The organism is Nonomuraea sp. JJY05 (genome assembly GCF_043496855.1).
Classification (GTDB): Bacteria; Actinomycetota; Actinomycetes; order Streptosporangiales; family Streptosporangiaceae; genus Nonomuraea.
Genome location: NZ_JBIEIS010000026.1, coordinates 1 through 12,439 on the forward strand (window position 1 = coordinate 1; position 12,439 = coordinate 12,439).

Annotated in this window: 8 protein-coding genes and 2 pseudogenes; 6 read left to right on the forward strand and 4 right to left on the reverse strand. The window is 68.8% G+C overall.

Annotated elements, in window-relative coordinates; all coding sequences use genetic code 11:
• Nucleotides 1–1,438: thioesterase domain-containing protein (locus tag ACFKCF_RS35080; RefSeq protein ID WP_394499582.1), on the forward strand; the 1,438-nt coding region annotated here is incomplete at its 5' end.
• A 55-nt stretch (nt 1,439–1,493) separates the two neighbouring features.
• Here ACFKCF_RS35080 and ACFKCF_RS35085 read toward each other — a convergent pair.
• Nucleotides 1,494–2,426, reverse strand: a complete 933-nt coding sequence (locus ACFKCF_RS35085) for a TetR/AcrR family transcriptional regulator (protein WP_394499583.1) — start codon at nt 2,424–2,426, stop codon at nt 1,494–1,496.
• A gap of 264 nt (nt 2,427–2,690) precedes the next feature.
• Here ACFKCF_RS35085 and ACFKCF_RS35090 point away from each other — a divergent pair, with 264 nt between their 5' ends.
• On the forward strand, nt 2,691–4,211 hold the full coding sequence (locus ACFKCF_RS35090; protein ID WP_394499584.1) for an MFS transporter: 1,521 nt from the start codon (nt 2,691–2,693) through the stop codon (nt 4,209–4,211).
• A gap of 200 nt (nt 4,212–4,411) precedes the next feature.
• Nucleotides 4,412–5,251, forward strand: a complete 840-nt coding sequence (locus ACFKCF_RS35095; protein WP_394499585.1) for a class I SAM-dependent methyltransferase — start codon at nt 4,412–4,414, stop codon at nt 5,249–5,251.
• 5 nt (nt 5,252–5,256) lie between these two features.
• Here ACFKCF_RS35095 and ACFKCF_RS35100 read toward each other — a convergent pair whose 3' ends face one another.
• Together ACFKCF_RS35100 and ACFKCF_RS35105 are read right to left on the reverse strand one after the other, a co-directional pair.
• A complete protein-coding gene (locus tag ACFKCF_RS35100) occupies nt 5,257–7,596 on the reverse strand; it encodes a LuxR C-terminal-related transcriptional regulator (RefSeq protein WP_394499716.1) in 2,340 nt (779 codons plus the stop codon).
• A gap of 66 nt (nt 7,597–7,662) precedes the next feature.
• Nucleotides 7,663–8,100 (reverse strand): annotated as a pseudogene (locus tag ACFKCF_RS35105) (AAA family ATPase); the annotation flags it as partial.
• A 1,369-nt stretch (nt 8,101–9,469) separates the two neighbouring features.
• Between ACFKCF_RS35105 and ACFKCF_RS35110 the strand changes: the two are divergent.
• The 3 genes and pseudogenes from ACFKCF_RS35110 to ACFKCF_RS35120 all read left to right on the forward strand — a co-directional run.
• Nucleotides 9,470–10,978 (forward strand): AMP-binding protein, encoded by a 1,509-nt coding sequence (locus ACFKCF_RS35110; protein ID WP_394499586.1) that lies wholly within the window; start codon nt 9,470–9,472, stop codon nt 10,976–10,978.
• Between the two features lie 224 nt (nt 10,979–11,202).
• Nucleotides 11,203–11,367, forward strand: coding sequence for a hypothetical protein (locus tag ACFKCF_RS35115; protein WP_394499587.1), 165 nt, complete (start codon nt 11,203–11,205; stop codon nt 11,365–11,367).
• 303 nt (nt 11,368–11,670) lie between these two features.
• Nucleotides 11,671–11,895, forward strand: a pseudogene (locus ACFKCF_RS35120) (Lrp/AsnC ligand binding domain-containing protein); the annotation flags it as partial.
• A gap of 12 nt (nt 11,896–11,907) precedes the next feature.
• On the opposite strand, the gene ACFKCF_RS35125 reads toward ACFKCF_RS35120, so the two are convergent.
• Nucleotides 11,908–12,357 (reverse strand): winged helix-turn-helix transcriptional regulator, encoded by a 450-nt coding sequence (locus tag ACFKCF_RS35125; protein WP_394499588.1) that lies wholly within the window; start codon nt 12,355–12,357, stop codon nt 11,908–11,910.
• Nucleotides 12,358–12,439 lie beyond the last annotated feature (82 nt).

Here is a 12,439-nt window from a genome sequence, read left to right on the forward strand (position 1 = left end):
GCACCAACCCAGCGGCATGAGCGCCCACCTCACCACCACCGACATCACCCGCATCGAACAAGCCGGCTACCACCGCATCACCACCACCCAAGGCAACCAACTCCTCGACACCGCCCTCACCACACCCCGACCCCACCTGCTCCCGATCCCCATCAACACCCACATCCTCGGCAACCGCCACGACGGCGTCCCGGCGATCCTGCGCGGGCTCGTCCGTGCTCCCGCCCGCCGCACCGCCCACGCCGGGCAGGCCGCGGCCGACGGGTCGGCGGTGCAGCGGCGGCTGGCCGGGCTGTCGCCGGCCGAGCAGGTCGAGGAGCTGACCCTGATGGTGCGCGAGTGCGCGGCGAAGGTGATCGGGTACAGCGAGCCGGAGGCGATCCGGGCGGAGCAGAACTTCCTCGAAGCGGGCTTCGACTCGCTGACCGCGATGGAGCTGCGCAACGTACTGAACAAGGCGACCGGCGTGCGGATGCCGGCGACGGCGGTCTTCGACTACGGCACCGCCGCGGCGCTGGCCCGGCACCTCGCGGAGGAGATCGCGATCGACAACGGCGCCGGCTGGGACTCCGGAGCGGCGGAGCCGGACGGGGGCGGATCGCTCAGCTCGCTGGTGCGCGCCGCGGCCCCCGCCGGGAAGCTGCAGGAGGGGCTGGACATGCTGGAGGCCGCGGCGCGGCTCCGGCCGATGTTCCGGACGCTGGACGAGCTGGACCGCGCCTACCCGCCGCTGGCCCTGGCCTCGGGGCCAGGGCGGCCGAAGCTGTTCTGCTTCAGCACGCCGATGGCGCTGGGCGGCGCGGCCCAGTTCGCCCGGCTGGCCGTGCACTTCCAGGGAGTACGCGACCTGTACGCGCTGCAGGTGCCCGGATACGCCCCGGACGACAGCCTTCCCGACAACGTGGACGTCGTGGTGCGCATGTGGGCGGAATCCATCCGCGAGGCGGCCGGCGACGACCCGTTCGTGGTGATGGGCTACTGCGGCGGCGGTAACTTCGCGCACGCGGCCGTCTCCTATCTGGAGCGGAACGGGGTGCGCCCGGACGGCCTCATCCTGCTGGACACGTTCCTGCCGGACAGCGACGTCATCGATGACCTCGGCGGTCAGATGCTGGAGGGGATGTTCGACCGGGCGGAGGTGTACGGGCCCTTCAGCGACACCAGGATGACGGCCATGGGGCGCTACTACCGGCTCTTCAGGCAGACGGTGGTGGAGGACATCGAAACCCCCGTTCTCTTCCTCAGACCGGACACCCCCCTGCCCTCCGGCCCCGACGGCGAACGGTCCAGGGAAGGCAACTGGCGGGCGTCCTGGCATCTGAAGCACGACCTGTGCGAGGTCCGCGGCGACCACCTCACGATGCTGGAGGGCGAGGCGGGGTCCATCGCGCAGGCCGTCGAGGAATGGCTCAAGCCGTCCGGTTCGAACGGCGCGTGAGCGGCGAACGACGCAGATGCCGAGGACCAGCCCGACCGGGGCGCGGGGGGCGCCGTCAATGATCCTCGGCCGAGGGCTGACCAGAGCGGGGCCACTGTGGAGGGGGAGCGGGCGACTCCCCCTCCAGGAACCGGGCGATGCCGTCCAGCAGGCGCTGGAGGCTGAACTCGAAGATCTCCTCCAGGTCCGTGAGGACCTCCGGGCGGTTCCGCAGCGCGGCCTGCCGCGGATAGCGGTCGGCGCCCAGTTCCTCGAGGATCGCGGGCACCTTCACGGATCGCCACTGGCTGAGCGAGATCCCGCCGCCGCGCCGTTCGGATGCGATCTCGCTCACCCGCAGCAGGGCGAGCCCCTGCGCGATGCCGCTGACGCCCAGATAGATCCGATGGGTCATGACGGGGTCCAGGCCGAGGCCGTCGAACGCGCCCAGGCCGCGCTCGAAGCGGGCCAGGAGGCTGGGGACGAGCGGCGGCTTGACCGTCGCGATGACCTCCAGGACCCACGGATACGTCGAGTACAGCGCCCACTCCCACCGGGCCGCGGCCTCCAGCTCGGCCCGCCAGCCTCGGGGGGTGTGGGGTCCGGTGTCCCCGCCCTCGCTGAACACGGCCTCGACCATGAGGTCGATCAGCGCGTCCTTCCCGTCGATGTAGTTGTACAGCGACATCACCTTGACGCCGAGCACGTTCGCGACGTGCCGCATGGACATGCTCTCCAGGCCCTCGGCATTGGCGATCCGGATGGCGGTCCACACGATCCGCTCCCGGGAGAGACCGGCGTCGGTCCGCTGAGAATCGACACGCCCGCTGGTGGCGGGCCGTGCCGGACGGGGAGGCGAAGGCTGCTCCTCCTTCTTCTTCTCCCGCAAGGCTCCCTGGCCGGTACGCGCGTCGAGGCGGGCCCGGTAGGCGCGAGCCTGGCACGAGCGCGAGCAGTAACGGGGCTTGCGCCCGCGGGGAGGCGCCGTGAGCTCTTTCCCGCACTGCACACACGTCAGCATGGCCGCCTGATTTCATCACGATCTTCCATTGTGATGAAATTATATCACGTGCTCTGTGTGACGAAAAGAAAGGAGGGCGGCTGTGACGAAAATATTTTTCAAGCAGAGGCGTCAGTCAGGAGATATCCGTGAGCAGCTATGACGTGCAGCGCCAACCTGCACAAGGAGTCAATATTTGCTTGACGAGGCCCTCCGGCAAGCTGACATATGGTGTACTGTAAATGTTACGTACACAGTATGAGAGGGGTGTGAATGGATATCGCCGAAAGCGGCGCCAAAGCGGGGTGGAAGGAGTGGACCGGCCTGGCGATCCTCATGCTGCCTGTACTGCTCATCTCCATCACGGTGACGGTGCTGTTCTTCGCGCTCCCGTCACTGACCGCCGAGCTGGAACCGAGCGGCACGCAGCAGCTGTGGATCGTGGACATCTATGCCTTCCTGCTGGCCGGGCTTCTCATTCCGATGGGCAACCTGGGTGACCGGATCGGCCGGCGGCGGCTGCTCCTGGTGGGCGCGGTGGTGTTCGGCATCACGTCGGCCATCGCGGCGTACGCGCCCAGCGCCGAGCTGCTCATTGTGGCGCGTGGCCTGCAGGGGGCCGCGGCGGCGACGCTGATGCCGCCGACCCTGGCCCTCATCCGGGTGATGTTCACCGACGGCCGCCAGCTCCACATGGCCATCGCCATCTGGGCGGCGATCTTCACTCTCGGCAGCGTGGCCGGGCCGATCGTCGGCGGGTGGCTGCTGGAGAGCTTCTGGTGGGGAGCGGTCTTCCTGATCAGCGTGCCGATCATGATCTTGTTACTGGCGCTCGGCCCGCTCCTGCCGGAATACCGTGACCCCAATCCGGGGAAGTTCGACATCCTCAGCGCGGTCCTCGTCCTGCTCGCCGCCCTGCCGATCGTCTACGCGGTGAAGATGGTCGCCGAGCAGAACTTCTCCCTGACGATGTGGATCAGCGCCGTGATCGGGCTGGCGTTCCTGACCCTGTTCCTGCAGAGGCAGCGGAAGCTGCCCGACCCCATGCTGGACCTGGCGCTCTTCCGCCGGCACACGTTCACCGTGTCCCTGATCACCGCCACCCTCGCGGTGTTCGCCCTCGTCGGGACGTTCTATTTCATCACGCAATACCTGATGTCGGTGCTCGGGATGCGGCCGATCGTGGCCGGCCTGATGACCGTGCCGACGGCCGTCAGCTCGGCGGCCGGCTCGGTGCTCGGAGCGGCGCTCACCCGGTGGTTCCGGCCCGGTACGATCATGGGCTCCGGCATGGTCTTCGGGTCGATCGGCTTCCTGCTGATCTCCCAGCTGAGCACGGACGTCAACCTGCCACTGCTGTTCAGCGGGCTGTTCCTGCTGGGCTGGGGCATCGGATCGGTGCAGGCGCTGGCCTCGACCATGGTGGTCGCCACGGCGCCGCCCGAGAAGGCGGGCTCCGCCTCGGGGCTGTTCGAGTCCTCCACCGAGTTCGGGCAGGCGCTCGGAGCGGCCATCCTCGGCAGCATCGGGGTGGCCGTCTATCGCAGTGCCCTCGCGGCGCAGCTGCCGGCCGGCGTCCCGCCCGAGGACGCCGCGGTGGCGCACGAGACCCTCGGCGGCGCGCTGTCGGTCGCCGGCGAGCTCCCTCAGGCGGTGGGCACGGCGCTGGCCTCCGTGGCCCGTGACGCCTATGTAGACGGAATGCAGATCGCCGCTTTCGCCGGCGCGTTCATCATGCTAGTAATGGGGATTCTCGCGTTCATCAAGCTGCGTGAGGCGCAAAATCCTTCATGAGCATCCGGGGTACGGAAGGCCGAACCGGAAAAGGGGGGATAGCACCATTGAGTACATGAGAGAATCCGGGCACTCTTCGAGGTATAGACAAGAGTCTTCGCGAGACGAACGCGATTGATCCTCGGTGCGTTCGCGTCGGCGGGCACCGGTGCGGTGCCACGGCCGCGGGCCACCCTTATTGTCGGAGGGAAGTCGGAGACATGTACGACCAGAGCAGTCATACCTTTTTGAATTTCAAGGGCTATGGCGCGGTACGTGCAGCCGACTATCCAGCCGAAGACTTCCGGGAGAATGGCCGGGACGACTATCGGACGACCGTGGAGCAGACCGCCGCATTTCTCGCCGCCGAGGCGGGGATCGACGGAGCGAGCACGGTGCTGGAGGTGGGCGACGACTGCGAATGCCTGCTGGTCTACCTGGCCCAGTGGTTCGGCTGCCGAGGTGAGGGGATCTTCGAGAGCGAGGAGTACGTCAGGTTCGCCCAGGATCTGTGCACCAACCAGCGGCAGCGGTTGGACGTCGGCTTCCGGCGGGCGTCGGTGCTGCGACTTCCCTACGAGCCCGGCACTTTCACCCACGTCGTCAGCCACGGCGCGCTGCACAAGGCGCCGGACCTGCCGCGCAGTTATGCGGAGATCCGCCGCGTGCTGCGCAGCGGCGGAATCTTCGCGTTCAGTGATTTCTACCGGCCGCAGACGAGGATAAGCGAGCGCACCCGGACCGAGGTCTACGACAAGTTCGGGTGGAACGACGGTTACACGCTTCTCGAATACCACTCCGCGTTGGAGGAGGCCGGCTTCGAAATCAGTTCGGTGGTCAATGTGACCGGCTTCCTCAGGCAGACGTTCGAGGGGAACGCGGAGGCGGCCCGGGCGCGGGCCGGACAACTGGCCGACGCCGAGGCCCGGGACAAAATGCTCGCCTTCTCCTCGTCGTGCGAAGAAGTGCAGGCCGCTGTCGACCGGGGGGAGGTCGGCTGGGCCATCGTGGTGGTCCGCAAACGGGACGTGCCCGAGCGGCGGATCCCGCATGACTCATAAGGCCGTCACCCGGGCACGGACGCCGAGCCGGGAAGGTGCCGGGAATTCTCCGCGACCAGCACATTTCCGTTCGACGAGCCGAGCTCTTTCGACGAGAACAGCCGCGGAAGGTCATTCCGGCCGTTCACGCCGAGCTTTCGATATATGCGGGTGAGGTGCTGCTCCACCGTGCTGATGGTGATATGAGCTCTCGTCGCGATCTCCCGGTTCGTGTAGCCGAGCGCCGCCATCGAGGCGACCCGATATTCGGCGGGGCTCAGGGCGTTCTGATCGTTCCCGGCGGTCATCACGCCGAATTCGCTGTCGAAGGCGTTCGCCACCGACCTGCGCAGGGGCTCGGCGTGGCAGCGCTGGCCGACCCGGTCGGCCTGCTGGCCGATGAGCCGGGCCTTGTCCGTCTCGCCCAGGGCGGCCAGGGAGTGGCTGAGGCGTGCCAGCGCGTGCGCCAGCTCCATCTTGTGGCCGGAATCCTGGAGCATGTCGACGGCCTTGCGCAGCAGTGGCGGCCTGCGTCCGACCTCCTCGGCGGAGGCCAGCACCATCAGCGCGAACCCCCGGATCCGGGGGCTGTGGCCGTGCGGCGTGGCGTGGTGCAGCTCAAGGAACTTGCGGGCGCGGGCGTTGTTCTTCAGCACGACCGAGACCCCGGCCGCCCCGAGCCGCCACGGGACGAGCAGCGGCGTGTCGACCTCCCAGGAGCGCATCAGCGTGCCGCACTTCAGGAAGTCGCTGAGGCCCGCGTGCGCCTGGCCGACCGACGTTCTGTAGTGGCCCCGCGCGAAGAGGTAGTGCAGCCCGTAGCGGGTCTGGTAAACGGTTTCAGGCAGGGGATGGCGGAGGTACTGCTCGGCCTTCTGATACTCGCCCATCTCGGTGTGCGCCTCGATGAGGCTGGCCAGCGGCAGCGCCGCGAGCACGCCCAGGCTCCTGGGAGGCAGGATGCGCAGGGAGAGCTCTCCCCACTCGACGGCCTCCAGCATCTCTCCCTTGTGCTCGGCGATGTGCGCGCGGAAGGCGGCGAGCACGCTGAGCCACGTGGGTGAGGAGCGCCGCTCCGCCACCGCGTACAGGTTCTCGGCGAGGGCGGCCGCCTCCTGGGTGCGGTCCGAATAGACGAAGCAGAACAGGGCCGCCTCGACCAGCTCGATGTTGCAGCCTTCGAGCTGGACGGAGTGCAGGACCTTCTCCGCCGTCCTCAGGGCCGCCTCGGTCTCGCCGTCGCGCAGGTTGGCGGCGAGTGCGGAGATCGTCCGCGCGTACGAATGGGCCGGATGCCGTTCGCTGCCCTCGCGTAAGGGGGACGGTTTGTGCGTTCCCCGCAACCGGTGCAGGACCGGGGGGTGCGTGCCGGCCAGCCAGTGGTCGGCCGCGAGGCGCCACGCGTGGGCTCCCTCCGCCTCCTGGCCCTCGCCCTGCTCCGCCTGCTCCAGCAGCGCGAACAGCTCCTCGGCCTCGTCGTACTGGCCGTGCCAGAGCATGCACGTGAGCAGCCAGTGCACGTCCTTGGCGGGCAGCCCGCCGTCCCGCGCGGCCTGCACGAGCATGGGGAGGTACATGGTGGCGGTGGAGGGGTTGATCCGCCAGGTGGCCTTGGCCAGCGCCAGGGTGACCTGGACGCGTTCGTCGGCCCCGGAGCACAGGTCCGCCGCGTACCGGAGATACCGCACGGCGAGTTCGTACTCGTCGGTGGCCAGCGCCTGGTCGGCGGCCTCCCGCAGGACGTCCAGGGCCCAGGGCTCGTGCTTCGTGCTGGCGGCGACGAGGTGGTCGGCGATCACGGTGGGCTGGACGCCGGTCGCGTGCAGCAACTGGGCGGCGCGTGCGTAGAGCTCCTTGAGGAGGTCCGGCTCCATGGAGTCGAGGACGGCCTCCCTGGCGGCGGGGTGGCGGAAGCCGTCCATGCCCAGCAGGCCGATCTCCGCCAGCCATTCCAGGGTGCGGACCACGGCCGGCTGCTTGATGTGCAGCATCTCGGCCAGCAGCGGGGGAGAGGCCGACGCGTCCAGCACGGCGGCGGCGCGCAGGACCCGTAGGGGTGTGCTGCCGATGCGGTTCAGCAGCGTACGGACGGATCCGGAGAAGCCGTCGTCGACCACCAGGCCGGCCTGGTCGTCGCCCGCGTTGTGCCGGTCCTCGATCAGCGAGCGCACAAGGAGGGCGTTTCCGCCGCTGATCTGATGGATCGCCTCCGCCAGCGGGTCGTCGGGCTGGGTCCCGAGGCGGAGCTGAGCGATCCGGGAAACGGTGCCCGGCGAGTACGGCGCCACTTTGATGCGGCGGCACTGCGGATGGTGCATGAGGTCGCTCTGAATCCTGAGCGGCACCCCGTCCGGTCCTTCGTTCACCGTGAAAACCATGAAGACGTTCGCGGCATGAAGCCGATTTATGAAATGCAGGAGAATATCCAGCGAAACCGAATCCGCGTATTGCACGTCCTCGATCGTTATCAATACCGCACCGTGCCGCGCGTGATTGGTGATGATCTCCCACAGACCGTGCGTGACGCCGATCCAATTGAGGTCTTCCGGCCGGATCCCGCGCGGTCCCGCGTTGAATACGGCTTCCTGCAGCAGCTTCAATGCGGGAGGCATCTCGCCCAGCGCGGCACTGAGGCTCTGCGAAACCTGGTGGATGACGCCGAGTGAGATGTTCTGCTCGTTCCGTAGGCAGATGGCGCTCAGATGAGTGGCGCCCGACCGCACCGCCGAGTCGGCGAACGCGTGCAGCACCCGGCTCTTGTCGAACCCTGGAGGGCCGGTTATCATCGCAATTCTTCCCCAGCCATGCTCACTCTCCGCGAGCATGGTATTGAGGAGGGTGATTTCTGATTCGCGTTCGGCGAACTGCATCGACTCTCCTTCACCTGTTTGGTTGTAGAGGAAGCTCAATCAGCAAGCGGACCGGGAGCAGTCCAGGGGTCTTCGGATTGCCGGCTTCGTCACGTTCGAGCCGAGGTTTTCGGCGTGGCGTGGCAGCGGCCCGGCCCCTCTCGCCCGCGGGCGGTGAAGGCGTCGCCGGCCGCTTGGCGGCGGCGCGGCGGCCGGGCTTCGGCGCGGCAGCGGGTGACGGCGGTCTGCCGGGCCACGACCGCAGGTCCTCGCAAGAGCCGTGCGGTACGGCCGGAGCCCCGCCGCGGCGGGCATCGTCCGAGGTGCGGCCCGCCGCTCCCGGGAAGCGGTGGGCGCGCACGACACGGCCACCACCGCCGGCGGCCGAGCCGGGGCGGTGGTCCGGTAGCTGGGAGGCGTCCACCGGAGGGCGGTCGCCATGGGTGAGAACGGAAAGGATTCCCTGCCCCCTTCGAAGTCGATGACCCGCGGCAACGCTACGACCGGACGGCGGACGGCCCTCCGGCGGCGCGGCCGCCCGGCAGGGAAAGCAGACCCGGCGGCGCGGGGACGGGTTTCCCGTGGTTCACCGCGATTTCACTGACAATCCGATAAAGATTGAGTACGGCAGCGCCTTTCGCGCCCTCGCCTGCGCCCGTGAATTCCTGTAACATGTGCGGCCACGTCTCCATCATGCGTATCAGCGGCTTGCGTCGCCGGTGTGCTGCGAAAACACACCGTCCGGCAGACCTTGCACCCTGACCAAATCGCAAACGGGCGCCAAACCGTCACGGTAATGTTATGCGCTGGTCCGAGTCAAGGAAAGGCCGCCTTGACGGGGCGGCTCCGGACAGGCGTGGATCACTGTAGTCCGGAATGCCAATAGCCGTAAACCGTGGGCCCGGTGATTCTCCGCCGCAAGGGTGCTCAACTGGGGCGATGAAGCCCGTCTCTTTTCGGGCGGCTGTTTGCTGGAACGTACCAAATAGGCCGGCGGTAATCCACCGAGACCGCTCCTCTTGCGACGTTGTCGCATCTGGAATCTCCGGAAACCGCCGCAGGTGAACCAGTCCTCCCGCCCCCGAGGTTGTGAACATTGCACAGAATTCCAAGATCATCTATGGCGTGAGTTGGCGGCACCCCTACGGGGCTCGCCGGGCCGGGGCCCGCCGCCCCGGTGGCGGTCGGAAGAGCCGGTGGGGCCCGCCGGATCCGGGGGCCTACGCGGCACGGGGACCCCTAGATAGGGGGGGTATAGGGGGTCAGCTCGCCGGGGCCCGAGCGTAGCTTCGGAATCGGCCTGGCCGGCTTCCGGTGGCACGCGCATGCGTCCCGGCTGCCGGAGAAATTCCTTTCCCCGGCTCGAGGCGGGAGGCACATATTGAACGGGTTGAATTCCACAGCGCATTCTCCGCGGCCGCGGCTCATTCACGAGTTGCTGGACGAGGCGGCCGCCATGAATCCGGACGGGATCGCGGTGCGCGACGCCCGCGGCGGCTGGAGCTACCGGCGGGTCGCCGAGCTCAGCCGAGCTTTCGCCGCGTGGCTGGCGGCCACCGGCGTCGAACCCGGCGACCGGATCATCGTGCAGCTGCCCAACCTGCGCGAGATCGTCCCCATCCTCTACGGCGCATCGCGGCACGGGATCGTCTTCGTGCCCCTGAACCCCGGGATGAAGGCGTACCACCTGAGGTCCGTCATGGAGGACTCCGAGCCCAAGCTGGTCATCGGAGCCGGTGAGGCACTGCGTGAGACCGCCGAGGTGCCCGTCCACGGGATCGACGAGCTCTGGAAGGAGGTGGAGGCGTTCGCCGGACGCCCCGTCCCGGGCGGGCCGGCCGAGGTCCGGCCGGAGGACGTCGCGGTCCTGATGTACACCTCGGGCAGCACGGCGGCCCCCAAGGCGGTGGTGGGCCCGCACGCGCAGGTGACGTTCGCGGCGTCGGCCATCAACGCCGTGCTCGGCTACCGTCCCGGGGACGTCGTCTTCTGCCGGTCGCCGATGTCCTTCGACTACGGGCTCTACCAGATCTTCCTGGCCGCCCTCGGCCACGCGGAGCTGGTGCTGGCAGGTGAAGGCTCCGACCTGGCGCTGCTGGGGCAGCTGCAGGAGTGCGGCGCGACCGTCGTGCCGATCGTGCCCTCGCTGGGCGCCATGCTCACGACCCTGGGCAGGCGCGCCCCCGGCTCCGTGCCCACCGTGCGGATGTTCACCAGCACCGGCGCCGCGCTGCCGGCCTCGACCATCGAGGGCCTGCGCGAGTGCTTCCCGGGCGCCCGGGTGGTGCGGATGTACGGGGTCACCGAGTGCAAACGGGTCACCATCATGGAGCCGGAGCTGGAGCGGGAACGCCCCGACTCGGTCGGTCGCCCCCTGCCGGGCACCCGCGTGCTGATCCTCGGCGACGACGGCTCGCCGCTGCCCGCCGGTGAGACCGGCGAGATCGTGGTGGCCGGGCCCAACGTGATGGCAGGATACTGGCGCGCCCCCGAACTGACCGCCCGCGTCTACCGCCGCGACGCGGCCACCGGCGAGACCCGCCTGCACACCGGCGACTACGGCTTCCTCGACGAGGACGGCTACCTCTACTTCGAGGGCCGGCGCGACGACATGTTCAAGCGCAAGGGCACCCGGATGAGCACCATCGAGATCGAGGCCGCCGCGATGGACATCCCGGGCGTCCGGGCCGCCGCGGTGGTGCCTCCTGGCGAGCGGCACGATCTCGCGATCATCGTCGAGGGCGACCTCGCTCCCCATGTGGTCCTGCGCGAGCTCGCGCAGCGCCTGGAGCCGGCGAAGGTGCCCGCGATCTGCCGCGTCCTGCCCTTCTTCCCTCTCACCCTCAACGGCAAGAACGAGCGCAAGGACCTCGTACGGTTCCTCGAGGAGAAGCCCTGAGCACCCCACCGGGAGGCCGGGGAAGGGGGAAGCCGGGCGGCACCCCCGAACCGGCCGGGCTCGGGCCTGGGGAAGGCTTTGCCTCCTGCCGGGAGACGCCGCGGGCCGCGCCCGCTAGCGTGAGAAGTGCTTCATGCGCCGTACTGGCGCTTCCCGGGAGCCCATGTCGACGCTCCGTCAGCCCGCATCAGCTGGGTGCTCATCACCTCACGGAGTGATCTCTGATGCTCGAACGCCTGCTCGTCGCCGCCACCCTGGTGGCGGCCGCGCTCATCGGTCCGCTCTCGCTCTCCGCCCCATCGACCGCTACGGCCGGCGCCGTCACGGTGGCGCCGGCCCTGGCCGCGATCCCGCCCGCCCCGGTCCCTCCGGATGACGACGACGAGTAGGAGGTCCGCCGCCGCACCGGCATCCGCCGCCCCGCGAGGCGACTCCTCGCGGGGCCTCGGGCTGCCCCGGCTGCCGCTGCCCTGGACCTACCGGGGGGTCAGGGGCGCGCGCGAGGGCGACCGCCACGCTCGCCCCCGCCAGCAGCACCGAGGGGATCTCCCGCCGGGAGCGGAACGCGTCCAGGGTGAGCACGGTGACAGGGCGCACAGGGCGAACTCCAGGCCCTTGATCGGCGCGGGCAGCGCCGCGCCGACGGCCACGCCCACCAGGCCAACGCCCAGGACGCGGAGACCGTCGAACGCTTCGAGCAGACCCTGGCGCGGGCCGCGGAGGTCATCGAGCTGCGGCGGCTGTTCGGCAGCCCCGACTACTTCGTCCGCGTGGCCGTCGCCGACCTGGCCGCCTACGAGACCTTCCTCAGCACCCACGTCATGACCATCCCGCGGATCAGGAACATCACCTCGCGCTTCACGATGAAGAACGTCAAACCGGCCCCCTGGCCCGGGGTCTTCGGCCCCGAGGCGTAGATCCGCGCAGGATCAGCGCGCCATGGGGGCCTGGAGCAGTTCCTCCTCGGCCGTCCTCCCGTCGTACGCGGTGCGGGCGTCGGATATCTCCCGCTGGTGCTCCTCGGTCCAGACGACCAGCGACTTGATCACCTCGTGCAGCGAGAAGCCGAGCGCGGTCAGCTCGTACTCCACCCGTGGCGGCACCACCGGATAGACGGTGCGGGTCACGAGCCCGTCGCGCTCCAGCTGGCGCAGCGTCACGGTGAGCATGCGCTGGCTGACGCCGTCGATGGCGCGGCGCAGCTCCGAGAAGCGCATCGTACGGCGGTCGAGCAGGGCGATGACCAGCAGCGACCATTTGTCGGCGACGCGGTCGAGGATCTTCCGCACGTCGCAGTCGGCGCGGGTGTCCCACTGGACGACCTGGTCGTCCTCGGTTCCCGTGCAGTAACCGAGTGCCTTTGAAGTGCCGTCTTCCATTGCTTCCCCATGGTCACGCAAGATTCCTTTGTTACGAAAAAGAACCATAGGAGTCGGTCCTGTGTCCACAACCACGCACTCT

Bases quoted from the DNA above. Each gene is read 5' to 3' on its own strand.
- ACFKCF_RS35090 (WP_394499584.1), top strand. From the start codon at position 2,691: ATGGATATCGCCGAAAGCGGCGCCAAAGCGGGGTGGAAGGAGTGGACC.
- ACFKCF_RS35095 (WP_394499585.1), top strand. From the start codon at position 4,412: ATGTACGACCAGAGCAGTCATACCTTTTTGAATTTCAAGGGCTATGGC.
- ACFKCF_RS35115 (WP_394499587.1), top strand. From the start codon at position 11,203: ATGCTCGAACGCCTGCTCGTCGCCGCCACCCTGGTGGCGGCCGCGCTC.
- ACFKCF_RS35125 (WP_394499588.1), bottom strand. From the start codon at position 12,357: ATGGAAGACGGCACTTCAAAGGCACTCGGTTACTGCACGGGAACCGAG.